This is a genomic window from Octadecabacter dasysiphoniae (assembly GCF_021532615.1).
Lineage (GTDB): Bacteria > Pseudomonadota > Alphaproteobacteria > Rhodobacterales > Rhodobacteraceae > Octadecabacter > Octadecabacter dasysiphoniae.
In genome coordinates, this window is sequence record NZ_JAKGAQ010000001.1 from 426,926 (window position 1) to 451,015 (window position 24,090).

Here is a 24,090-nt window from a genome sequence, read left to right on the forward strand (position 1 = left end):
GGGAACCTGCAAGGGGGGACGATCAGGCGGCCACTTCTTTGGTGTTGTGGACGCGAAAGCAGTTTCGCCCTGCGGATTTCGCCGCATAAAGGGCGGCGTCGGCGTTGCTGAAGACCTTGCCTTGGGTTCGGGTCGGGCCGGTCTGGACTGCGCAGCCGATGCTAACCCCGATGGCGCAGGTGGTGTTGGCGAAGGCGATTGGTTTTTGCACGTCTTCGATGATCGCGGTGCATGTGGTTTCAAGGGACTGCTGGGTCGGGGCGGTTTCGAAGAACACCGCGAATTCGTCGCCGCCGATCCGTGCGACAAGGCCCGTGTCTGCGATAATGCGCCCAAGGGTCGCCGCAACAGAGGCCAAGACAGCATCCCCCGCCGCGTGGCCCAATGTGTCGTTCACCTTTTTGAAGTGATCCAGATCGAGGTGAAGCGCGGCATAGGTTTGATCGGGCCGCAGGTTTTCAAAGAAGGTTGCGGCGGTTTCATCCAGCATCCTTCGATTGGCCAGACCTGTTAGGGCATCATGGCGCGAATCGTGCAGCAGCTGGGCCTTTGCATCTTCGAGTTCTTTGGCGCGTCCGTAGTCTTCGGTGACGTCGATGTTGACCCCGATCAGTTTGGGAAGTTTGCCGGGCACATCAACCTGACTGGCGCGACTGCGGACATGGCGTACGCCGCCATCTGCGTGGATGACCCTGTAATCGCGCCGGAAATCGAGCCCGTTTTTCTGACAATGGTCCGAATAGGCGAGGGTATCGGCAAGGTCATCGGGGTGAAGGTAGGTTTCCCACAATTCACCGCTGCGTTTGTTTTTACCATCCGTGAGCCCGTACATCTGAAGCATAGTGTCGTCCCAAAAGACGGTGCCGGTGTTGGGATCAAATTCCCAAATGCCGATTTCGGATGCATCAATCGCCAGCCGCAGCGTTTCGACCAGCTGTGTGATGTCCGCCTCGCTTTGGCGCAGGGCGGTGATGTCTGAATCAGTGCCAACAATCCGTGTCGGCAGGCCGGTGTCATCGCGCGCCATCACCTTTGAGGAGCACAAAACCCAGAACCAATGGCCGTCGGCGTGCCTGCGCCGGTATTGAATGTTGACCGTGTCCGAGGTGCCGCGGGTTTGCCTGCCAAAGACATTTTTCAGGGCCTCGCGGTCATCGGGATGGATTTGATCCAGCCAATCGGCCCCGAAATTGTTAACGTCGTCGTCAGGGGACAGGCCGCGCATGCGCCGCCATGCCTGCGAGACGATGAAGGTGTTTGACCGCGTGTTGTAATCCCAAACCCCTTGATCGAGGTGATCCATCAGATATTTGAGTTTCAGATCGTCGTGTTGTGGCGTCGCATCTGCCTGACACAACAGGCCCGAAAACGCGCCATCCACCCAAAGCCCGCAAACGCACAGATCCATCGTCGTTCCGTTGTCGTCAATTGAGCAGTGCAGGCGGTCGTCAGGCACCGCATCACCACGCTGGCAGCGGGTGAGAAACCGGGTGAAGGGGGCTTTGTGCGGTTGCGTTAGCAGATCTGTGAAGGGGCGGCCCGATGCTGGTTTGGAATCCTGGCTGGTTTGGCGATCAAACAGCGGGTTCGTGAGCCATATTTCACCCTGTGGTCCCAACAGAAGTGCGGGCAGGCTGAGGTGGGTTATGACGGCGCTAAAATGGCGGCGGGTTGCACAGGCATCCAGTGTCATGGTTCGTCGCGTCCTTTGGATCGAATCGATGGCTGCGGTCGTGATTTTTGCCACCGTAAACGAATTTCGGGAACGAAGGGTTACCGCGAAAAATGTCGCGTGTTCTGAGTGCTACGGCCTGCGGGGGCGTCGCTGGGTGCGCAATTTACTGTGCGTTGGCCAGTATCAGGCGCGCGGTGCCGATCGCGGCATCTGTGTGGTCTGCTTGCGCGATATCACGGCCCATGACGCGGGCGCGGATGGCCGTCCACACATCGTTTGACGCACCTCCGCCCGCCGTGACCAAGGACACAGGGGCAGGGGCGCCGCGCGCGGCCATTTCAGCGTAACAGCGCGCTTCTATGCGGGCGATGCTTTCGAACAATCCGTGCAGGAATTCGGCGTCATCCGCGGGCCGTGGCGTCATGCGCGGGGCGAGGCTGGGATCGTTGATCGGGAACCGTTCGCCGGGGGTGGTCAAGGGGTAGTAGTCCAGCGCGCTGGCGTGGGTCGGGTCGATCTGTTTGGACAGATCGACAAGTTGGGGCACCGTGAACAAAGAGGCCAAAACGCCGCCCCCCGTGTTGGACGCCCCCCCGACAAGCCAGCCATCGCCCAAACGGTGCGAATACAGACCGATATCAGGGGCATCGATGCGCACATCGCTGAGGAGTTTCACCGCGAGCGTCGTGCCGATCGATGTGACCGCCGCCCCGATTTGTAGGGGCGCCGCCGCCAGAAACGCGGCGATGCTGTCGGTCGTGCCAACGTGGATCATGACATCGTCGGCAAACCCGAACGTCGTGGCGATTGTCGCGGCGATGGGGTGAACGGGCGTGCCTGCGGGCAGAACGTCGGGCAACAGATTTGCCGGCAGACCTGCGGTTTCAAACCACGCGGGCCATGCGTTGGTATCGGGGTCAAACCCTGTCTTGAGCGCGTTGTTGTGATCCGAAAACCCGCCACGCCCCATCAGTTTGGCGGCGATAAAATCCGCCTGATGGAGGAGGTGGCGCGCGCGGTTGTCGGTGTCTTGTGACACCAGATACAGCGCGCGGGCCGCGGCGGAACTGGTGCCGCGTGTGATGTGGGGATCGGGCGCGAGGGCGGCGATGGCATCTGCCTGCGCATTAAAACCGCCGGAATTATACATCAGCCCACGGGTCACCGGGGTCAGGTCGGCCGCACACAACACCATGCTGCCCGATGTGCCATCCACGCCGATGCGTTTGATGGTGCGCGGGTCATGGCCGTCAGCGCGCAGCGTTTCCATTTGCGCCGCAAGGCAGGCGGCAGCACCGTGCCACCACGCCATTGCATCAATGTTGTCGGGGTCTGTCGCAGGATAGGGTGCGCGGGCCATGGACACCACGTTGCCCGCATCATCCAAAACAGCCGAGCGCACGCCCGATGTGCCCAGATCAAGACCAAGCGAAAGCTGGGTCATGAGCGCGCGGCCAAGGCCTGGCGGTATTTTTCCGCGTCCCAGTTCAGCAATTCTGCTTCTGCGTCGTTGCCGATGGGGGTGGCTGTCCAATCATTGGGCAGGCGCGACAACACATCTGACAGACATTTCAACATGGCGCGCTGGGAGGGTGTTGCATCATCGCGAAGGGCAACGCCAACACCCGCAAAGACCACAGCAGGTGGTTTGCCATCGTGATCCGCGCGCGGCAGGGCGGGGCCGAGGAACACGACGTGGTCGGGGTAGTATGACCCACCCGTCGCATAGGCGGTGGCGATGGGATCTGTCGCGATCCAGCTTTCGGCGGCCCAGTGAAACCCGTCGGGCGCTGATGTTGTGGGCAGCGCTGCGGGCCGCGTTTTTACGGGCATCGCCAGCAGTGTTTCGACGTTTTCCATAAGGGCTGTCACGTCTTGCACGGTTGCGCCGCAGCAGATCAACCCGTGGTTTTCGAGCACGATCACCTGCGTTTCGGGCGTGATCCGCGCGAGAATTTCCCGTGTCAGCGGCAGGCCCGGTTTCGCATAAGGCACAAAGACGGCCGGCATCTGCGACAGTTTTTCAGCGGCCACGGCACGCCCTTGTGGGGTGATGCTGTGGGTCAGGGATGCGATGGAATGGGTGTGCGCGACAACGGCCCAATCCAGTGCCGCGTGAAAGGTGGTTTCGATCGACGGGCGCAGGGTGTTGGCGGGATCAAGAACGGTGTCTTTACAGCTGCCATCCCCATCACCAAAGGCCTGCGCGCGGGCCGCGTCGCGATCAACCGCGACGAAAATATCGGTTTGTTCCGCATCAGCCAGTTCGGTGCCCGATGCCTTGATCCACATGACCGCGCCGTCCTTTATGGATGTGTTTCCACCCGGGCCCTGAACGCGCAGTGGATCAGACCCGAGGGCGGCGGACAGGGTGCAGAAGGCGGCGAAATCGGTCGGTTTGTTCATCGGTCAACTCAATCGGGTCAGGGTGTATGTGGGCAATGGGGCGGTGTCTTTGCGGGCCAGATCGTGGATCGTTTGTATCACATCGCCGGATCGGAACGCCGATGCATGAAGCCCGCCCTGGATAAACAGGGTCGACCAGCCCGCGCCGTGCCCCCCTGCAATGTCGTGTTCCAGACTGTCCCCGACCATCAACAAGCGGTCGGTTTGCAGGGTTTCGGCGATGGCGGTGAAAACGGGTTGATGCGGTTTGCCGTAAAATCGGGTGTCGCCGCCGCGGTCTTGATAATCATGGGCCAGCGCACCGGGGGACAGCACGACAACGCCGTCCGCGCGCGGTGAGGCGCGATCAGGGTTGGTGCACAGCATCGGCAGGCCGCGTGTTTTGGCGTCAGATAATATCTGGGCGAAGTCATCTGCGCCCGCGCCGTCCGGCAATCCCATAAGCAAGACGGCATCGGCCTGCGCTAAATCGTCGGTTAATGTGATGTCCAACCCCTTGGCCCAACCCTGCGCGTCGCCGTGGGCGCGGGTGATCGGATAAAGGGATGTGTAGGCAAGGCGCTGTGCTGCGATATCACGCCAAAGCGCTTCGCCTGATGTCATGACCGTTTCGAACAGGTCCGCATCAAAGCCCATGGCAGTGATCCTGTTGGCATTCGGGGCGGATCGTTTGCCCGAATTGGACAGAACGGCAAGGCGCACACCTTTGGTTTTCAGGGCGCGCAGGGTTTCTATCGCCAGAGGATAGGGCGCGCTGCCATCATGCAGCACGCCCCATTGATCCAGAACAATCGCGTCAAACTGATCGGCGATGTCATGCAGGCTTTGGATGGCCTGTGTCATTGCCTATTTCGGGTCTGCTTTGGGTGCGACGAGGCTGGCGATATAGGCGTCGACCTCATCCGGTTTCAGCCCAGGCGCGGCCTTTTCGACCATGCCCGGTGCCATATCACCGAAGTAGAATTTATAGCCCGGAATGTGCTGGCGGCGTTTGCGCAGCGGCATGCCGTCGTAAGGAAACACGTCAGAGCGTTCGTTGGCCACTTTGTCATGACACGCGAGGATGTAATCGGCGCGCTTGTCGAGTTCTTCGACGGATTTCCATCCCTCAAACGAGTTCACGAAACGCGCGGGCACCCAGTAGCGCCAGCCTTCGTCGGGGTTGGGTTCCATGTTGCGTTCCTGAAAGATCGCATCGCCCGCGACAACGATGTCGCCCATGGCGGTGGCGACGGTGACGGCCATGTGGCCGACGGAATGGCCGGGGGTGTGGAACATGGTGATGCCGGGGAGGACTTCTGTTTCGTCCTCAATCGCTTCGAACGCGCAACCTGCATAGGCGGGTTCAATATCCAGCACGCCAGATTCATAGGTGCGGTAGTACAGCGGCAGCGGGTTATAGGCCATTTCGATTTCGGCCTTGGGCGCGATGTAGCGCGCGTTTTTGAACTGTTTCATGTTCTGCACATGGTCCCAGTGCAGGTGGGTGAAGACAATCGCGTCAATTTCATCGGGGTGCACGCCGAGCTTTTGTTCAAGGTGTTCGTGCACTTGAAGGCAGCCGCGTTTGTCGCATTTGTGGTGGTATTTTGTGGCGCGTTCTTCGTCGCACAATCCGGTGTCGATCAGGATTTTGTGGGTGCCTGTGTCGACGTAGTGGCAATACACGGGGTTCCAGATTTTCTGGCCCGCGGGGCCCTTCCAGAAGATGTAAGTGCCAAGGTCGGCCTCAAGCCAGCCCGTGTTGATTGGATAGATTTTGGTTTCCTGTACGCCCATTTTGGCCCTCCATGTGCTGCGACTCGTCTTTGTATACAAATGACTAGTCTTGTGTGCGAGGGCAACCCGAAAGTTGGCGGGGAGGTCTAATTTGCGGCCAGTGTCTGGCGAAAGCTGACGGCCATGTGGGCGCGCATCCCGTTTGATGCTTCGTCCGAATCCTCTGAAAAGATGGACGCAATCAGCTTTTCGTGGCTTTGGGCAGAGGCGACAAGATCAGCCTTGGTTGCGAATTTTTTGGCACGGAACGGGCCGGTGCGGCGGCGGAATTCACTGGCCAGTTCGGCCATGTAGGGGTTTCCGGTTGCGCGATAGATCGCCTCGTGGAGGTCTTCGTTGGCGCGCTGATAGGCGGATCGTTCGCCGATTTCGGCGGCAGCGATGCAGGCGGCCTGTGCGGCCTCAATTTCAACCCGTGCCAATAAACTAAGGCGCTGGGCGGCGATGCGGGCGCATGCTGCTTCAATTTCATGCATGGCTTCAAAGACTTGGCTCAATTCCTCGCGTGTATATTGCGCCACGCGCACGCCGCGTTTTTCGCCCGGTATAAGAATGCCTTGTGCGACCAGACGCGACAGGGCTTCGCGCACGGGGGTGCGGGACACGCCGAAACGTTCTGTCAGTTTCACTTCGTCCAGACGTTCACCGGGGGCCAGGGCGCCTGCCGCGATGTCGTTCATCAGTTCTGTTTCGATGTGTTTGACTGTGCTGCCGCGTGGCGCGCCATTTGGTTTTGCGTCAGAAGTGTTTGCCATGGGCCAGATCGCCTTACGTATTGCTATTCTGCTTCTCTATAGCAGATTTGGTGAACAAATTGCAAATTTGGATATTTACATTCAAGTTTGTATACAGAATGATCAATGCAAGACGAAATGTGAGGGAATCAATGCCGACTATACGCCTCGAACGACTGGTGAAGCGCTATGGTGCTGTTGAGGTCCTGCATGGGATCGATCTGGATATGGCGGAGCACGAGTTTACTGTGCTGGTCGGCCCGTCCGGCTGCGGCAAGTCCACGACGCTGCGGATGATTGCAGGGCTTGAGGACGTATCGGACGGCGAAGTCTATATGGACGGTAAGCCGATCAGCAATCTGGACCCAAAGGACCGCGACATCGCGATGGTGTTTCAGGACTACGCCCTTTACCCGCACATGAACGTCGCCAAGAACATGTCGTTTTCACTGCGTCTGCAAAAGCGTCCACAGGCGGAGATCAACAAAAAGGTCATGGAAGTGGCCAAGATGATTGGCCTTGATCAATTTCTTGACCGCAAGCCTGGTGAATTGTCCGGCGGTCAGCGCCAGCGCGTCGCGATGGGGCGTGCGCTGTGCCGTGATGCCAGCACGTTCCTGTTTGATGAACCGCTGTCCAATTTGGACGCAAAGCTGCGCGGGCAGATGCGGGCGGAACTGGCGTTGATGCGTCAAAACGTCAAAAAGAACATGATTTATGTGACCCACGACCAGATCGAAGCCATGACATTGGCGGATCGGATTGTCGTGATGAACGGCGGACATATCCAACAGCAAGGCACGCCAGCGGAGTTGTTCAAAAACCCCGTGAACAAATTTGTGGCCGGTTTCCTTGGATCCCCGCCGATGAATTTTCTGGACGCTGAGTTGGTCGACGAGGGTGGCACGCTGATGGCGAAGGGCGACGGGTTTAACATCGCGCTGCCCGCTGAACTGGCAAACCGCGCGCAAAAGCTGGCGCTGGGCACCGCGACCTTGGGCATTCGCCCGTCCGATCTGGAATATTCTGCCGACGCGCCCGATGCGGCGTCGTTTGACCTGAATGTTGTGATTTCCGAATATGTAGGCGCGCAATCCGTGCTGATCTGTTCGTGTGGCGATGCCAAAATCACCGTTGAGATCAAATCTGAAACACCCATTGCGCTTGGGGAAACCCTGCGCTTTGCAGTGCGCCCCGAGGGGCTGCATCTGTTCGATCCAAAGACCGAAATGGCAATCTAGGCCATCAATTTTAGCATCTGGGAGGATAAAATGCTGAAGTTACTAACATCAACCACGTTCATCGCGGGGGTTGCGCTGACCAGCGCCGCATACGCCGATGGACATGCTGAGGGGCCATATGCGGCCTATGAAGGCACGACATTGATCGTGAACTTCCCCAGCCACCCCCACTATAACGCCGTGCTTGAGGTTCTGCCGCAGTTCACCGAGGAAACGGGGATCAATGTCGAAGTCGACATGCTGCCCTACCTTGATATGCGCGAACGTCAGACGCTTGAATTGTCGCTCGACGAGGGCGCCTATGACATGATCGCCTATGTGGTCTTTTCAAAGGCCGATTACGTTTATGCGGATCAGATCTACAACCTTGCGCCGTTCTTTATGAACCCGCGTTTGGCTGATCCGAACTATGACGCAGGCGATCTGATTGACGGCTACGTCCAGAACATCGGTGTTGCTGGCGGCGAAAAGGGATACCTTCCCGGTCCGACTGGGTCTTTGTACGGTTTGCCGTTCGGGTCCGAGACATCGGTGATGTATTACCGCACGGACGTGTTCGAAGAACTGGGTCTTGAGCCCGCAGCGGATTACGACACGCTGTTGGAACAGGCTTGCGCCATTCCAGAAGCCATGCCCGGCATGGGCGGGGTCGCATCACGTGCGGCATCCGGTCACCAGGCATCCCACGCGTTCCTTTTGCACCTCGCGCCTCTGGGCGGACGTGTGTTTGACGCGGCTTGGAACCCGATCATCAACTCTGCTGAGGGCGTTGCAGCCGCAGAAGCGTTGAAGACAATCGTGGATTGCGGACCTGAAGGGTCTTCTGCGTTCGGTCCGTCCGAAGCAGCAAACGCATTCGCACAAGGCCAAGCGGCCATGTTCATCGACTCCATCGCATTCGCAGCTGGATTTGAGGACGAAAGCCGTTCGACCGTTGCAGGCAATGTTGGTTGGGCCGCACACCCTGCGGGCACGCGCGCTGCGTCCCAGACAGGTGGTTTTGGTATCGCGATCCCGCGCAATGCTGAAAACCCTGAGGCTGCGTTCTTGTTGGCACAGTGGTTGACCTCAAAAGAGGGCGATCTGGCTGTGGCGATGGCAGGCGGTAACCCGTCGCGGTTCTCGACCTACGAAAACGCTGAGCTGAACGCGAAGTACCCATGGTCCGCATCCTTTGGTGAGGCTTTGGCCGACGCCGATCCGGACTGGCGCCCGATCATCCCACCGTGGGGTCGTATCAACGCTGACATCGGTACAACCATGTCGCAGGTTCTGACCGAAGGTCTGGACATTCAGGAAGCTCTCGATGGTATCGCCGAGCGCACACAGACCCTGATGGCCGAAGAAGGCTATTACACCTGGCAGCAGTAAGTTTGTCATGAGGTTCGCGCCGATGGTGCGGACCTCCTCCCTGACCTTCGGGCACCCAGTATGTCCGAAGGTCGCCCCCACGTTTCAAATCCAATTCCGAAAGCAGCCCCATGGCACAGCGCACGTCCCTTAACCGCATCACGCCTTATATGTTCGTGGCCCCTGCGGCGCTTGTGATGATCCTCGCGCTGTTTTACCCGATCAGCTACATGATCTGGGGCAGCTTTCGCGATTGGGACCCGAGCCAATCGTTGTCCGAGACCGAGTTTGTAGGCCTCGCGAATTACGCGAAACTGTTGGTCGATCCCGCGTTTCATGCGTCTTTCTGGGTGACGATGATCTTTGCCTTCACGGTTGTGACGGTTGAAATGATCCTTGGTGTTGGCCTTGCGCTGCTGTTGGATCGCAACATTCGCGGCATGTCCGTGCTGCGGACCTTGTTCATCTTGCCGATGATGATTGCGCCCGTCGTTGTGGGCCTTGTGTGGCGGTATATGTATCACCAGACCTACGGCACGTTTAACAGATTTCTGGAATCCATCGGGCTGGAAGGGGTCAACTGGCTGGGTCAAAATCCGCTGTTGTCCGTTATCATGGCCGACATCTGGCAATGGACGCCGTTTATTTTCATCCTGTCGCTGGCCGCGCTGCAATCGCTGCCCAAGTCCGCGCTTGAGGCCGCGCGCATTGATGGCGCGACGGGCTGGCAGCAGATTATCTATATCAAACTGCCGCTGATGATGCCTGTTCTGATTGTCACCATGCTGCTGCGCCTGATTGATGCCTTCAAAGTGCTTGAGGTGATCCTGGTTCTGACGGGCGGCGGCCCCGGCCTGAGCACTGAAATCCTGGCCCTGCGGATTGCCCGCACGGCCCGCGAATTCCGCGAACTGGGTGAGGCGGCGGCGATGTCAAACTATCTGCTGATGCTGCTTATGGTTCTCACGCTTGGCATGTTTGCCTTCACCCGCTGGCAAGAGGCGCGTGCGCGTCGTCTGAAATTTGCCGCCCAAGAGGAGGGTTAACCCCATGGCCGATAAAACCTACGAACGCCAGAACCCTGCCTATTACGCGCTGATCGGGTTGTTGATTTTCATGTCGATCGGGCCGGTGATCCTGCTGTTGGCCAATTCGTTTAAGTTGGATGTGGATATCCAGTCGGGCGTGGGCGGCTTGTTGTTTATGCCCACGATCCGCAATTACGAAACGGCGCTGTGCGATATCCTTTGGTACGAACCCGAACACCTGCGGTTCTGCACGATCCGGTTTGGTGGGGCGTTTATCAATTCGATCATCATCGCGCTGGTCAGCACGGTTCTGACATTGGTGTTTGGTTGCATGGCGGCCTATGCGCTGGTGCGGTTCCGGTTCATGGGGCGCGATTCACTGTCGCTCAGCACGCTTGCCGTGCGGATGATCCCGCCTGCGGTTTTGTTGGTGCCTGTGTTCGGCCTTTGGAACAATGCGTTCTGCCTTGATAACGATTACGGGCTTGGCATGTGGATACGCGACACGTTTGGCGGGCGCGGGGATGTTTGCCTTGCGGGGACGCACAGCGGGATCATCCTGATTTATGTGGCGATGAACCTGCCGTTTGTGATCTGGATTTTGCAGTCCTTCATCGTGCAGGTGCCGCCCAGTTTGGAAGAGGCCGCGCGCGTTGACGGGGCGGGGCCGTTCCAGACATTTTTCCTTGTGGTGTTGCCACTGATCAAGCCGGGTTTGGCTGCCGCATCGATCTTTACGTTCCGCATCGCGTGGAACGAATATCTGCTGGCGTCCGCGCTGGCGGATCGTGACACGATGACAGTGCCGATCCTGATCGTGAACAACGCATCCGAATTTGACGGGTTGGGCACGATCATGGCGACGGGGATGTTGTTGGCGATTCCGCCGATCCTGTTTACGCTGTTCGCATCGCGCCAGATTATCACCGGCATGACCGCTGGGGCCGTGAAAGGCTGACCCATGAACCGCGTCCTACTGATCGGTACGTTTGAAACCAAACGTGAAGAACTGGGCTATTTGGCCAGTGCCCTGCGCAAACACGGGTTGGATGTGATGCTGTTGGATGTGTCGCTGGCCAACAATGGTGTCATCTGGTCGGGTGCCGAAAAGCTGGCGCAAATGGCCGCCAAGGCCGAGGCGGCGGCGGCCCATATCACCGAGCACAGCGCGGAATGTTCCGTCGCGATTGGTGTTGGCGGCGGCACGGGCGGAGAGATTGTGCTGGCGGCAATCAAGGGCTTGCCGTCGACGTATCCTAAAATCCTGATCACCACGCTGGCGTTTGATCCGCGCCCTGCGCTGGCGGACAGTTCCATCACCATTATTCCCACATTGTGCGACATCGAAGGGCTGAACACCCAGCTGCGTCAGGTGTTTGAAAACGCCGCGGCGGCAGTGGCGGGACTGACGCGTGCGGATAGGGTCGAAGGAACGGGCCGCCTGAATATCGCGATCACAACCTTGGGTGCCACCGGGCGGGCGGGATCCGAAATCGCGCGCGGTTTGGGGGATGCGGGGTATGAAACCACAGTGTTTCACGCCAACGGATATGGTGGTGCGGCGTTCACCCGATTTGTCGCAGAAGGTCATGCCAGCGGTGTGATTGATATGAACGTGCATGAATTGGGCCGTATCCGTCTTGCGGGGGCGCATGTTGATATGCCGGGGCGGTTTACCGCCGCATCGCATTTGCCGCGTGTCGTATTGCCCGGCGCGCTGAACTTTATCGGGCTGGGGGCGGTGGACACGATCAGCCCTGAACATCTGCGCCGCCCGTATTATCGCCACACCAATCAATTCACCCACATCAAACTGACGGCGTCGGAAATGGCGGACCAAGCGCAGGCATGGGCCGATAAACTGAACCAGAGCACCGCGCCCTGCCACGCGATTGTGCCCATGGGCGGGTTCAGCCACGAAGACCGCGACGGCGGCGCGATCCATGATCCCGAACTGCGCGATATTGCAGCGGATATTCTTGAACAGAACGCGGCCAATTACACCGTGACGCGGCTGCCCCATCACATCAACACCCCTGAAACTGCGCAGGCCGCCGTGGCCGCCTTGCGCGCAATAATGCCCTAAAGGAATTCGCATGGACCTTGCCAACTACACCGATCTGCACAGTAAAATGGACGAACTGATCGCCATGGCCAAACGCTGCTTTGATGGCGGATTGCAAACCAATGCGGGGGGCAATCTTTCGGTGCGGCTGGATGCGCGGGATGCGATTGTGATCAAGCCAAGCGGCGTCGGGTTCAATGAATGCACGCGCAAAAACCTGCAAGTGGTGCATCTGGACGGCGCAATCTTGTCGTCAGCCGAGGGGTTGAAGCCGTCCAAGGACCTTGATTTTCACCGCGATCTGTACCGCATCCGAGACGACATCAACGCCATCGTCCATTGCCACAGCCCGTGGGCGACGGGATACGCCAGTGCGGGCATCGAAATTCCGTGCCTGACCGTTCAAACGATTGAAAAGATCGGGCGGATGCCGTTGATTCCGCTGTCGGCCGAGGGTGGCCCGCAAACCGAGGTCGATATCAGCCCGTTTTTCAAAGACCCGACGATCCGCGCCGCTGTTTTGGCCAACCACGGAACGATCGGGGCCGGGCCCACATTGATGGCCGCGCAGTACCTTGCCGAGATCATCGAAGAAACCGCACATATCGCCTATGTGCGCGACACATTGATGGCCGCCCATGGCAAAACAGCCGCCGATCTGCCGCAATATGGCACGGCGGCAGATGCGCGGGCCGCGAACGCCTAAGGCCGGGCGCGCGCGGGGTCGAACCCGCATTCGCCAAAACCACCCTTGCGCGGCATGTGATCAAGTGCTGCGCAAGACCTGTGAATTTTCCCCCTTTATTTGAATTAAAGTTTAGGTGATGTTTGGGTTGAGTTTGTAACGAGTTGAGCACCCATAGATTGTGTTGTCGGTGTCAGCGTCCAGGTCGGGGTGACGTGAAGTGAACCAGAAAAAGCTGCCCGTTATTGTGTTGGCCTGCGCTGCGTTGGCGTCGTGCACGGCGGGGTCGCGGGACGCGGTTCTTGCGGCTTTTCCCGCCGCTTTAACGGTTCAGGACGTGACGTATTTTCGCACGAACCGCACCAAATGCACCTTTGCGCAGGTGTCCATTTCACCGGACGTCACGATTGATGGCGCCGTATTTGATGCATCCAGCGCCAATCTAAAAGATCTAGCGCACGCCAATCAAACTGATTTTGACGCGACTTATGCTTTCCCGCAGGGCGGGTTTGCGATGTTTCGCGACGTGAGCCTTGTGGACGTTGTTTCAGATTTTGACGTCGCGGGCGACACGCGCATCAGCACGACAATCAGCGAAACGATGACCCAAGGTCGGGCGTGTCTGAACCTTGAATCCACGCCGGATGACCTTGAGCTTCGACGCCGCGCCAGCGCGTTGATCGCGGACGCATCGGGGGTCGTGATCATTGGTGCGACCCATCCCCATACGACAATTTTGTACCTGAGCGATGAAAACGTCGCTTTCTATTTCGGCCCGTAGTGAAGGAAGAGTTCCATGCCAACCACCCACCAAATCGTTGACCCCGCAACCGGTCTGACCGTCGAATATATCAACCCGTGGACCTATGACCCGATTGCGAATGCATGGCGGTGTGATGACGTGCGATACACGTCCGGTGGGGATTTCAACAATCTGCTGCAATACGGGCAACCCTTTGATCCCAATAACAATATCACAGGGCAGTTTTTCATTCAGGAGATTGCCTACAATGTGCCGGCGGCGGGGCCGACGGTGATTTTCCAACAAGAAAACGTCCTGACCATGGGGTTTGGCAAGAACATCACGTTTGATGATTTCGACGTCGTCAAAAACATCAAGGCGGGGCTGCATGATGACACGCTGGTCGAAGGACAGGTCTATACTTTGGCTGAGCTGAAGACGCTGGGCGTTTCGCCCGAGGTGATTGGCGCGAACGGGCAGGATTACGGGGATCATGCGCTGTCCACGAACCTATACGGGACAGGCACGCCGTACCCCGGAACGAGCACCTATCCCGATGAAATGGCGTATATTTTTGGCAGTGTGCGGTTCCAGATTTCTGACGATTCCACATTCCAGATTGTAGATGGAGAACTTGTTACATCCGGTCGGGTTGAATTGTTTTCCGATGACTTCAATCATGAATCGTCCAGCCTGTCGCCTTGGCTTTCGGCATTCGTCGCGGTGATTGCGGGCGAAGCGGTAAACTGGGAACGGGTCGAAATTTTGTACGAAGGGCAGGGCGCGACGCGGTCTGACACCTATGACATTGATGTGCCGGATCAGTGTTTCCCTGCGGGTACGCCGATCACGCTGTTTGATGGCACCACCAAACCGATTGAGGCGATCACGCAGGCCGATACGGTTCTGGCATATGACGCGGATGGCAAAGCGGTTGGCGGCAGCGTGCGCGCGCTGTTCACCAACACAACGGCTGAATTTATCCGCCTGTCATTCAGCGACGGGCGCGATGATCTTGTGGTGACCCCGGGCCACCGTTTCTTGACGCAGACGGGCGATTACATGGAAATCGGTCATATGCTGCGGCTGGGCGGGGGCGCTGTTCGGGTTCTTGATCTGGATGGTACGGTGGTTGACGCCACGGGTGAGGCGCTGGCCTACAGCGCTGAAACCGCGCATTTGTTTGAACAATCTGCGACCAAAACGATCGCGTTTGACGGCACTGCGGTGCGAAAGCACGACGTTGAAACCGGCTGGACGACATATAATTTTGAGGTCAGCACGCATCACAATTACGTCGCCGGCGGCGTGCGTGTGCACAACGATTCAATTTTGAATGCGGTGCAGGATGGCGATGCCTTGGTTTCGCTGAACGCCGATCTGACGAATGCGGCGGTTCTGCGGGATGTTGACGGAAACGGGACGGCTGATTTTGTCACGCTGGACGGCTTTCGCGACCCGGCCAGCGGTGTGTTCAGCACCCAGATTGAAATGGTCCGTGTCAAATATTGGGATGCCGCCAACGGTGATCTTGCCACGTTGCTGGCCAATGTCGTGGCCAACAGCCCCGACGCGTTGGACACGGTGTTTGACCCCGGAAATGGCAACACTTGGAACGACGGAACCTGGGGCGATGACATCGAAGAAGCCTTCTTTGATGATGTTCTGGGCGCAACTGGGTCTGGCCCGACGGGCACGCCCACTGGCACGCCACCTTACGACGAAGTCATCGCCTATGTTGACGGCGTTCCGGTCGGTATTCCCGATGTGTCTGGTGCGAGTGATCCGATCACGCTGCTGGCCAGCCTGTCTGGCCTGATTGCCATCGTTGACGGGCTGAAACCTGCCACCGTGAACTACGCTGCGGGGGGCGGTAATGTTACCGCGCCCGCGTTTGAGGGGATCAGCGGTGTTGCAGCGATTGCGTTTTTGCTCGGGATTGACCTCGGGTTTGAGCTGATCCCCGCGGTTACTGTGGATGGGCCGTTTGGCCCGATTGAGGTGTCTGCCGCTGTCACGCTGGGCAGTCTGTTGGACGGGCAAGTGGGGGATCAATCCCAGTTTAGCATTGCCTTCGGTGAGGGGATTGCCCCCGAAGACGTCAGCCAAGCGCAGTATGGTGATGATCTGATCCTGACGATTGATAACGGGGATGGCACATCAGGCATCATGACGCTGGAAGGCGTGTACGCCGATGGGACCGCGGATGAGGTTGCGGGGCTGACCTTTGCGGATGGCACGACGCTGAACCTTGATCAGATCCCCGAAACCGCGACGGGCAACGGGACTGTTGAGGGCACTGCTGGTGATGATCTGATCGATGCGGCCTTTGTCGACAGTGACGGTGATGGTGTCAGCGCGCAGGGGGATGTGATCCTTGCCGGTCTTGGGAACGATACCTTGGCGGGGGGCGAAGGCCACGACACGCTGGATGGCGGCGCGGGGACGGATACGGTTCTGCTGGATGGTGCATGGGATGAGTTTGTTTTTGTGGCAGATGGCGCGCTGAGCGTGACTGATACCAACACGGTGTCCGGCGTAAATGAGGGCATTGATACGTTGGTTTCGATTGAGGCTGTCAATTTCTCGGATCGTAATACGGCGCAGATCGTGGAGGGAGAAACCCGCACCACGGTTAGTGTTTTGGACGGCGACGGGGGGCAACTGCTGTCGCGGACAGTGATGGACACCGCCGATGATGCGCTGTGGACGAGCCATACGCAGACGTTCGCGGCCGATGGTGTCGCGCGGATTGACCAAGTTCATGTTTATGACGACGGGCGTATTCTGGACACGGATTATGACGCGAACGGCGTGCGCACAGAACGTACGATGACGGACGTGGATGATGCGCATGCGTGGACGAGTTACACGCAGACCTATGCGGCGGATGGTGTTGCGCGGGTCGATCAGGTTCATGTTTATGATGATGGTCGGACGTTGGATACGGATTTTGACGCGAACGGTGTGCGCACAGAACGGACGATGACAGACGTGGACAACGCGCACGCGTGGACGAGTTACACGCAGACGTTCGCGGCGGACGGTGTTGCGCGGGTCGATCAGGTCCATGTTTACGACGACGGGCGCATGCTGGACACGGATTATGACGTGGCTGGGGTGCGGACGGAACGCACGATGACGGACGTGGATAATGCCCATGCGTGGACGAGTTACACGCAGACGTTCGCCGTGGACGGTATCGCGCGGATCGACCAGATCCATACCTATGATGATGGTCGGACGTTGGATACTGATTATGACGTGAACGGTGTGCGAACCGAACGCACGATGACAGATGTGGATGATGCGCACGCGTGGACGAGTTACACGCAGACTTTCGCCGCGGATGGTATCACGAAGACGGACCAGATTCACACGTACGACGACGGGCGTATTCTGGATACGGATTATGACGCCAACGGGGTGCGGACCGAACGCACGATGACAGATGTGGATGACGCCTATTCATGGGCCAGCTACACCCAGACGTTCGATCTAGATGGCACTTTGTTGAGCACGGTTTACGTCGACGATTTGGGCATCGTTTAACGCCCTGGTGCGCCCCTAATCGAGGGGGCGCGCCGAGCTTGTGGCTTAGTTCTGCACGAGGTCTTTTTTGGTTTTCCGCCACGTGTGCATGCAGTCCTGAATTGTCGCATTGATGGCGGTCGTGTCGCCAAGTTTTGCGGCGGCTTCGATGGATTTTAGCGACTCTCGAAGGTGATCAGCGCCAAATACTGACGCGCTGCCCGCGACTTTATGGGACCGTGCCGCGATCTCGAGGAAATCCTGCGCGTCAGGTGACATGAACCAGGCGTGCAATTCATCCACTTCCGTGACGAACCTCGCCTTGAGTTTCGCGAAGGTTTCTTCGCCAAGTGCGTCGCGCGTTTCCGCGATGTGGGCCGCGTTGATGTGGTTTGACGGGCCAAGCCCCGGCGCTGTGCCGGATGTCTGGCGCAGCAGGGCGCGCAGAGAGTCGCGAGACAGCGGTTTGGTCAAAATGTCGTTCATCCCGTCTTCGAGGAATTCTTTTTGTTCTTCGAGCATCGCATTGGCGGTCAGCGCGACGATGGGCTTGTCCGCCGATGCGCCACCACCGCTGCGGATCGCACGTGTCGCTGTGCGCCCGTCCATGACGGGCATGCTGATATCCATCAAGATGAGATCGAAACTGCGCGTGTTTGCGACGTCGACACCTTGTTGACCGTCGTGTGCCTCGGATACTGTGTGCCCGTCGGCCTCAAGCATTTCGCGCGCAACGATGCGATTGATTTCGTTGTCTTCGACGAGCAGGATGTTCAGCGGTTTGCTGTCTTGTTGGTGTGCGATACCGGTTTGGGATTGTGCGGGCGCGTCTGCGGTTTCGACAGGCAAGCTTACCCAAAATGTGCTGCCTTTGCCCACGCTGCTGTCGACGCCGATCTTGCCGCCCAGTGCGGTCACAAATCGTTTGGCAATGCTTAGCCCGAGCCCCGTGCCACCAACATCGCGATCATAGGATGTGTTGCCCGTTACGAAATCGTCGAACACACGTTTGGCGAGGCCTTCGGACATGCCCGGACCGGTATCGGTGATCTTCACCATCAGTTCAGCGGCGTCCGGTGTGCCCAGATTTTCAATCGTCACATGGACGCTGCCGCGGCGGGTGAATTTCACTGCGTTGCCGATCAGGTTCATCATCACATGCTGAAGGCGGTCGTGATCGGAGAGAACCCAGTCAATTGCTTCGCCGCGCCAATTCCACGCAAGCGACGTTTCGTTTTCCGCAGCGGTGCCGCCCTGATTGTCGATGATATCTTGAAGAAGTTCAGAAATATTGACCGTTTCGGATCGTGTGTTCAGCTTGCCGGCATCATAGCGGGTGATGTCCAGCACGTCTGAAATATGGCTCATCAATAGGCGGCCCGATGTTTCCATATGCCCTAGGTATCGGTCTTGGTTCTGGCTCAACTCTGTGTCGCGCAGAAGGTTCATATTACCGAGCAGACCGTTGAGAGGGGTGCGGATTTCATGGCTCATGGTTGATAGGAAATCGGTCTTGAGCTTTTCACCGGCCAGCGCTTTGTCGCGGGCTGAGACCAGTTCGGCCTCCGCGGCGACGCGCAGTGAAATGTCGCGCAGAAAGGCGATGAAGACTTCGCCCTGATCGGTGGTTGCGGATTGAATGGCCAGTTCCACCGGGAAAATACGCCCGTCGCGGTGCTTGGCTTCAAGTTGGACGCGCCCTTTGCCAACGACCCGTTTTTCGCCCTTGTCGCGCATCCGTTCCATGCCTGCATCATGGGCGTCGCGCATGTGGTCGGGCACGATGACTGACCCGATGTCCTTGCCCAGAACTTCTGCTTCGGAGTGGCCAAAAATTCCTTCGGCGGCGGGGCTGAATTCGAGGATATTGCCGTGCGCGTCGCATACAATGACGCCATCCAGTGATGTGCTCATGACTGTGGCCATGCGGGTGGTGGTTTGGTTGTTCTCACGCTCTCGGCGATAGATTTTCACATTCAGCCGGTTGAGGTACAAAATAGCCAAGGTCAAAACGCCGATCAGTGCGGCAATGGCAATGGCTAGCTGGGTCAAGGTGCGTGCGACGGCCTGGCGTTGCGCGTCGGCGGTCTGGGCAAAAAGTTCCAGCCCCGAATTGCCCAATGCGCGGACGTCTGAGGCCGCTTCGTCGGTCAATGCGGACAGTTGCGGGAGTTGGGCAATCAGTTGGTCATCGGGCGCATCGATAAGAACAACCGCATCGTCAAGAAACGCAACGATCCTGTCCAGATACCCTTTCGACGTCGCGTTCGCGCGCAAGCCTTCGAAAACGGTGGCCTGTTTGACCGTCGTGACACGGCTGAAAAAGACGTCGAATTCCTGCCGCAGCTGGGCCAGATCGACAGGCGTTCGATCAACCTGCTTTTGGAATTCCAGAAATTCGACCTGTGTTTGCACAAGGGACCATTGGACATTGTCAGATCGCGCGGACCCGAGCAGCCGGATTTCGCGCGATACATTGAACGTCAGCAAAGCAATGGCCAAGACCGCCACAACCCCCGCGATCAGCGCAAACGTCCGGCTTCTGATCGCGCGTTTTGGTAATTTGGCTGTCACGTCAACATTCCCTGATCGGAGCACCGTAAAACACCCAAAGAGTTACTGGACCGCTTCGAGCCTGTCGAGTTGCCAAATGCTGCGGGAATAGACCACTTCGGAGCGGTATTCGGCATCGCTGTCATAGGGATAGATCACCCACAGTGGGCCTTTGTCGCGCACTGTCATTTCTTCGCCGTCCATCAAATAGGCAATGATCGGCCCGCCTTCGACGGCATCTGACAGCGGGATTTCAACGGCGTAGTCATTGATGGCGGTGGCAATGAATTGTCCGTCCTCAATGCCGAGTTCTTCTGCCAGATCGGCAAGGGAAACGCCGGTAAACGAGTGCACGCCGTCCGTCCAGATCGTGCTGGTTTCAAACGTGGATACAGGCAGGTCCATCAGTGCGTCGAGGTCCAGCGACAGTGTGTCGTCCCCGCTTGGCAGAGTAATTTCGCCAGAGATTGTCAGCAGTGTCGAAGCGCTGTCTTGGGCCATGGCGGATTGGGACAGGCCAACGGCCAGAACGGCCCCAAGTGAAACGTGTACGAATTGCATAAGCATGAGATGATCCTTTGGATTTGAAATGGCGTTATGTCACCCTTTGGTTTTCAAATCATTTGGGCATACGGATAATGTCCTATCCGAACGGATAGGTTTCGGGTTTCGCCCCATGTTTTCTGGATCAGGCGACCAGACGCAGGGGGCGGCGGGTTTCATTGAGGAAGGTGGAATAATCGTCCTGCAAATCTGCGCGATCCATAGCGAAAGCAGCCGTCGCCTGAACGTAGCCTTGCACGGACCCGCAATCAAATCGCTGACCTTCGAACGTGAAACCATGGACGCCGACGGTTCCGACGTCTGCATTGATGGCATCGGTCAGTTGCAATTCGCCACCAGCACCGGGGCGCAAATTATCGAGCCGGTCAAAGATCGCGCCATCCAGAATGTAGCGACCAATCACTGCTTTGGTCGAAGGCGCGAGGTCGGCGCGTGGTTTTTCCACCATACCGCGTGCCGTCGTGACGCGGCCATGTTCAGACGAAACGTCAAGAACGCCGTATTTGCTGACTTCGGACAATGGCACATCCAGTGCGGCAACCATGTGGCCGCCGATGTCGCGGTGTGCGGCAACCATTTGTGCCAATGCGCCTGTTTCGCCCTTTATCACATCATCGGGCAGGATCACGGCAAAGGCCTCATCTCCGATCAGTTTTTTGGCCTGTCGCACTGCGTGCCCAAGACCCAAGGGCTGCGCCTGACGCAAGATGGTCAACGCGCCTTCGGGCATTTGTGTGCGTTCAAGTGCGGCCAGTGCATCTACTTTGCCTGCCGCCGCGAGCCGTGTTTCCAATGCTGCGGCTGTGTCAAAGTAGTCTTCTAACGCGCCTTTGCCTGCGGCCGAGACAAAGATGAATTCTTCGATCCCTGCTTCGCGGGCTTCGTCGACGGCGTATTGGATCAAGGGGCGATCCACGAGCGTCAGCATTTCCTTGGGAATGGATTTCGTTGCGGGGAGGAAACGGGTCCCCATGCCAGCGACGGGGAAAACGGCTTTGCGAATATGGGACATTGGATCGGCTTTCATTCATTTCGGTTGATGCCGTATCAACCATTGCTTGTGTTGCGATCAACATAACGGACGGACACGAACACAACGCAGACGGTGGAAATAATCTACTTTAGGATGCCGCAGCTATCCGAATGGATAGACGGTCTGTTCTATTCCCCTTTCATGGCTGCCTTTGAACCGTCATAGTTGCATCGTATGACGCCTCAAATGTACGAGGAATTGAAGATGCGAATTCTTATTGCCGATGATCACGACCTGTTGCGGGACACGTTGGTTCTGTTTTTGGAAAACGAAGGCGGTATCGAAACCGACGCCGTTGGTACATTTGATGATGCAGTTACAAAGATAAATGCTGGCCCTGCATTCGATCTTATTCTTCTTGATTATAACATGCCCGGGATGAACGGGCTTGATGGTCTTAGAACGGCCATGACTTTGGGTGACGGCCAGCGTGTGGCGTTGATTTCAGGTGAAGCAACCAAAAAGATTGCCGAAGATGCGCTGGAGGCAGGCGCGGCGGGATTTGTGCCGAAATCGCTGCCGGCGAAGTCGTTGGTCAACGCGGTTAAATTCATGGCTATGGGCGAACAATACGCACCGCTTGATTTCATGACTGCGACGCAAGACACCGTCGAAAACCCGCTGGCCACAAAGCTGACCGACCGTGAACAACAAGTTCTTAAGGGATTAACCGAGGGCAAATCCAACAAGGAAATTGCGCGCGATCTTGATATTCAAGAGCCAACGGTCAAGCTGCATATGAAAACGCTGTATCGCAAAGTGGGTGCCGCCAATCGCACGCAGGCTGCACTGATCGCACGCGAAGCCGGCCTTTTTTAAACCTATCCTTACGGATGGGCGCCCAGCCCTAATTCCCCACAAAGCAAGCCTTACGTCCTGATGAATGCGAAGGATGCGCATGTTATTTCCGTCTCAAAGGAGACGATGAAATGCACGACGGGCGAACCACACACAACCATCACATCAATGCGTTCATTGCGCGTTGCGATGTTGGGTCATGTTGTGACGCTTTGTGCGTGAAACTCCCCCGAAAATTTCGTGAAGACCCTGTTAAAGAAAACGGGACTATTATCGCGCCTGCCATCTTCTTGTCGGTTTGTCGCGCTATCCACGGTTGTGTCGAGGATCGACTTTTTCGGCAGCGAGACCCCAGTTTTGTGAGTATCTTGTCGTGACATCGCCGTTGAAAATCGTAGTTGCGGAAGACAGCGAATTACAGCGCTTGTATTTGTGCAGCCTTATCAACGGTCTTGGGTTTGAACCTATTGAGGCCGAAGACGGGCGCGCTGCGTTGGATCTGATCCAGAAAACCGGCGCGCAGATCCTGATCAGTGACCTTGAGATGCCCCATTTGGACGGGATCGGGCTGACCAAAGCAGTGCGGCATCTGGATCTGGATTATTACGTACACGTGATCATGGTGACGGGCGCGGACGAAGTCGAAGTGCGCGACGAGGCGCTAAAGGCGGGTGCTGACGATTTCATCACCAAAGGCAGCAGCACCGCGATGCTAAAGGCACGCCTGCGCACGGCCACCCGCCTGATTGCCCATGCATCGGAATTGGCAGAACGTACCCGCGTTTTGAAAGAAACAAACGAACGCATTCAAGAAGATCTGCGCGCCGCCGCCGCCGCACAACGGCAGCTTTTGCCGAACCTGCACGAAGACATCATGGGGTTCAGCGTGGCGTCGGCCTTTGTTCCGTCGTCGATCGTGTCGGGCGATATGTTTGGCTGTTTTGAATTGGAAGACGGCAACATGGGGTTTTACGCGGTCGATGTATCCGGTCACGGCGTTCATGCGTCGCTTTTGTCGGTCGCCATCGGCCACCTGATCACGCCCGAATATTTCCAAAGCCAGGCCTTTGCGATGGACGGCACACCAGACCCCGCCGCCCTGATCGATGCGTTGAACAAACGGTTTAGCGCATCCGACAATGACGACTATTTCACCATGTTCTGCGGTGTGGTCGATACATCAACAGGACGCATGTCCTACTGCCAAGCGGGCTATCCATCACCGTTTTACGTCACTGACAAAGGATCGGCCGAACCTGTTGGCGATGGCGGTTTTCCTGTCGGCCTGATCGGTGCCGCCTCGTATGAAAACAATGTCCACGATGTCGATATCGGCGGGGCCTTGGTGATCTGTTCGGATGCCGCGTCCGAAGCCGAAAATACCGCCCATGAGCCTTTTGGTAACGAACGTGTGCGCAAGGTTGCGGCGACGATTGCCTCTGCGCGTGCGGATGAAATTCCTGAAAAAATGGTTTTTGCATTGTCCGATTGGCGCAGTGGCAAACCCCTCGAAGACGATCTTACGATCTTCGCCCTCAAAAGGAGGACTACCCATGATACACACAACCACCGATGACGCCGGGATCACTGTGATCCGCCCCGGTTTTGAACGCCTGACAGCGGCCAACGCAAAGGCCTTCAAAGATGACGTCACCGCAATTATCGAAGGCGGTGAGGCCCAGTTGGTCGTTGATTTCAAAGACGTCAGTTTTGTGGATTCATCAGGTCTTGGCGCGCTGGTCGGTGTCCTGAAAAAGATCGGTTATCGCGGTGATCTGGCTGTGTCGGGTCTGAACGCTGATGTGGCCCAGATGTTTAAGATTTGCCGCATGGATCGTGTGTTCAAGACACACGCCAGTGTAAACGATGCCGTTGAAAAGATGGCAGAAAACCTGTGATCCAACAG

Annotated in this window: 20 protein-coding genes; 11 read left to right on the plus strand and 9 right to left on the minus strand. The window is 57.5% G+C overall.

Features of this window, described 5'->3' with window-relative positions; translation table 11 throughout:
• Positions 1 to 22: 22 nt before the first annotated feature.
• The 6 genes from L0664_RS02050 to L0664_RS02075 all read right to left on the minus strand — a co-directional run bounded on the left by L0664_RS02050 (position 23) and on the right by L0664_RS02075 (position 6,615).
• Complete coding sequence (locus L0664_RS02050) at positions 23 to 1,693, minus strand: sensor domain-containing protein (protein ID WP_235223962.1); 1,671 nt, start codon at positions 1,691 to 1,693, stop codon at positions 23 to 25.
• Between the two features lie 145 nt (positions 1,694 to 1,838).
• Positions 1,839 to 3,119 (minus strand): FGGY-family carbohydrate kinase, encoded by a 1,281-nt coding sequence (locus L0664_RS02055; protein WP_235223963.1) that lies wholly within the window; start codon positions 3,117 to 3,119, stop codon positions 1,839 to 1,841.
• Positions 3,116 to 4,081, minus strand: a complete 966-nt coding sequence (locus tag L0664_RS02060; protein ID WP_235223964.1) for a class II aldolase/adducin family protein — start codon at positions 4,079 to 4,081, stop codon at positions 3,116 to 3,118. Before L0664_RS02060 ends, L0664_RS02055 begins: the two co-directional genes overlap by 4 nt.
• A 3-nt stretch (positions 4,082 to 4,084) precedes the next feature.
• Positions 4,085 to 4,924, minus strand: coding sequence for a TIGR01459 family HAD-type hydrolase (locus tag L0664_RS02065; protein ID WP_235223965.1), 840 nt, complete (start codon positions 4,922 to 4,924; stop codon positions 4,085 to 4,087).
• 3 nt (positions 4,925 to 4,927) lie between these two features.
• Positions 4,928 to 5,860, minus strand: a complete 933-nt coding sequence (locus L0664_RS02070) for an N-acyl homoserine lactonase family protein (RefSeq protein ID WP_235223966.1) — start codon at positions 5,858 to 5,860, stop codon at positions 4,928 to 4,930.
• A gap of 86 nt (positions 5,861 to 5,946) precedes the next feature.
• A complete protein-coding gene (locus L0664_RS02075; RefSeq protein WP_235223967.1) occupies positions 5,947 to 6,615 on the minus strand; it encodes a GntR family transcriptional regulator in 669 nt (222 codons plus the stop codon).
• A 131-nt stretch (positions 6,616 to 6,746) separates the two neighbouring features.
• Between L0664_RS02075 and L0664_RS02080 the strand changes: the two genes are divergently transcribed.
• The 8 genes from L0664_RS02080 (at position 6,747) to L0664_RS02115 (ending at position 17,257) form a co-directional block, all read left to right on the plus strand.
• Positions 6,747 to 7,835: an ABC transporter ATP-binding protein gene (locus tag L0664_RS02080; RefSeq protein ID WP_235223968.1), complete on the plus strand. Its 1,089-nt coding sequence runs from the start codon at positions 6,747 to 6,749 to the stop codon at positions 7,833 to 7,835.
• Between the two features lie 30 nt (positions 7,836 to 7,865).
• Positions 7,866 to 9,206 carry an extracellular solute-binding protein gene (locus tag L0664_RS02085; RefSeq protein ID WP_235223969.1) on the plus strand — a complete coding sequence of 447 codons (1,341 nt, stop codon included), beginning with the start codon at positions 7,866 to 7,868 and terminating at the stop codon, positions 9,204 to 9,206.
• Positions 9,207 to 9,316: 110 nt separating this feature from the next.
• Positions 9,317 to 10,231: a carbohydrate ABC transporter permease gene (locus L0664_RS02090; protein WP_235223970.1), complete on the plus strand. Its 915-nt coding sequence runs from the start codon at positions 9,317 to 9,319 to the stop codon at positions 10,229 to 10,231.
• A 4-nt stretch (positions 10,232 to 10,235) separates the two neighbouring features.
• Positions 10,236 to 11,171, plus strand: coding sequence for a carbohydrate ABC transporter permease (locus L0664_RS02095; RefSeq protein ID WP_235223971.1), 936 nt, complete (start codon positions 10,236 to 10,238; stop codon positions 11,169 to 11,171).
• Positions 11,172 to 11,174: 3 nt separating this feature from the next.
• A complete protein-coding gene (locus L0664_RS02100) occupies positions 11,175 to 12,299 on the plus strand; it encodes a Tm-1-like ATP-binding domain-containing protein (RefSeq protein ID WP_235223972.1) in 1,125 nt (374 codons plus the stop codon).
• A 10-nt stretch (positions 12,300 to 12,309) separates the two neighbouring features.
• The gene (locus L0664_RS02105) at positions 12,310 to 12,984 is read left to right on the plus strand and encodes a class II aldolase/adducin family protein (RefSeq protein WP_235223973.1); all 675 of its coding nucleotides are present in this window, start codon (positions 12,310 to 12,312) and stop codon (positions 12,982 to 12,984) included.
• 199 nt (positions 12,985 to 13,183) lie between these two features.
• On the plus strand, positions 13,184 to 13,744 hold the full coding sequence (locus L0664_RS02110; RefSeq protein WP_235223974.1) for a hypothetical protein: 561 nt from the start codon (positions 13,184 to 13,186) through the stop codon (positions 13,742 to 13,744).
• A gap of 15 nt (positions 13,745 to 13,759) precedes the next feature.
• Positions 13,760 to 17,257, plus strand: a complete 3,498-nt coding sequence (locus L0664_RS02115; protein ID WP_235223975.1) for a hypothetical protein — start codon at positions 13,760 to 13,762, stop codon at positions 17,255 to 17,257.
• 45 nt (positions 17,258 to 17,302) lie between these two features.
• Here the strand turns inward: L0664_RS02115 and L0664_RS02120 are convergent, their stop codons facing one another.
• From L0664_RS02120 to L0664_RS02130, 3 genes are all read right to left on the minus strand, one after another.
• Complete coding sequence (locus L0664_RS02120) at positions 17,303 to 19,810, minus strand: ATP-binding protein (RefSeq protein ID WP_235223976.1); 2,508 nt, start codon at positions 19,808 to 19,810, stop codon at positions 17,303 to 17,305.
• Positions 19,811 to 19,852: 42 nt separating this feature from the next.
• Positions 19,853 to 20,356, minus strand: coding sequence for a putative pterin-binding protein (locus L0664_RS02125; RefSeq protein WP_235223977.1), 504 nt, complete (start codon positions 20,354 to 20,356; stop codon positions 19,853 to 19,855).
• A gap of 121 nt (positions 20,357 to 20,477) precedes the next feature.
• Complete coding sequence (locus tag L0664_RS02130; RefSeq protein WP_235224882.1) at positions 20,478 to 21,365, minus strand: UTP--glucose-1-phosphate uridylyltransferase; 888 nt, start codon at positions 21,363 to 21,365, stop codon at positions 20,478 to 20,480.
• Positions 21,366 to 21,590: 225 nt separating this feature from the next.
• On the opposite strand from L0664_RS02130, the gene L0664_RS02135 reads away from it, so the two are divergent.
• The 3 genes from L0664_RS02135 to L0664_RS02145 all read left to right on the plus strand — a co-directional run bounded on the left by L0664_RS02135 (position 21,591) and on the right by L0664_RS02145 (position 24,082).
• Positions 21,591 to 22,205 (plus strand): response regulator transcription factor, encoded by a 615-nt coding sequence (locus tag L0664_RS02135; protein ID WP_235223978.1) that lies wholly within the window; start codon positions 21,591 to 21,593, stop codon positions 22,203 to 22,205.
• Positions 22,206 to 22,557: 352 nt separating this feature from the next.
• The gene (locus L0664_RS02140) at positions 22,558 to 23,760 is read left to right on the plus strand and encodes a PP2C family protein-serine/threonine phosphatase (RefSeq protein WP_235223979.1); all 1,203 of its coding nucleotides are present in this window, start codon (positions 22,558 to 22,560) and stop codon (positions 23,758 to 23,760) included.
• A complete protein-coding gene (locus L0664_RS02145; RefSeq protein ID WP_235223980.1) occupies positions 23,738 to 24,082 on the plus strand; it encodes an STAS domain-containing protein in 345 nt (114 codons plus the stop codon). Before L0664_RS02140 ends, L0664_RS02145 begins: the two co-directional genes overlap by 23 nt.
• The last annotated feature ends 8 nt before the right edge of the window (positions 24,083 to 24,090 follow it).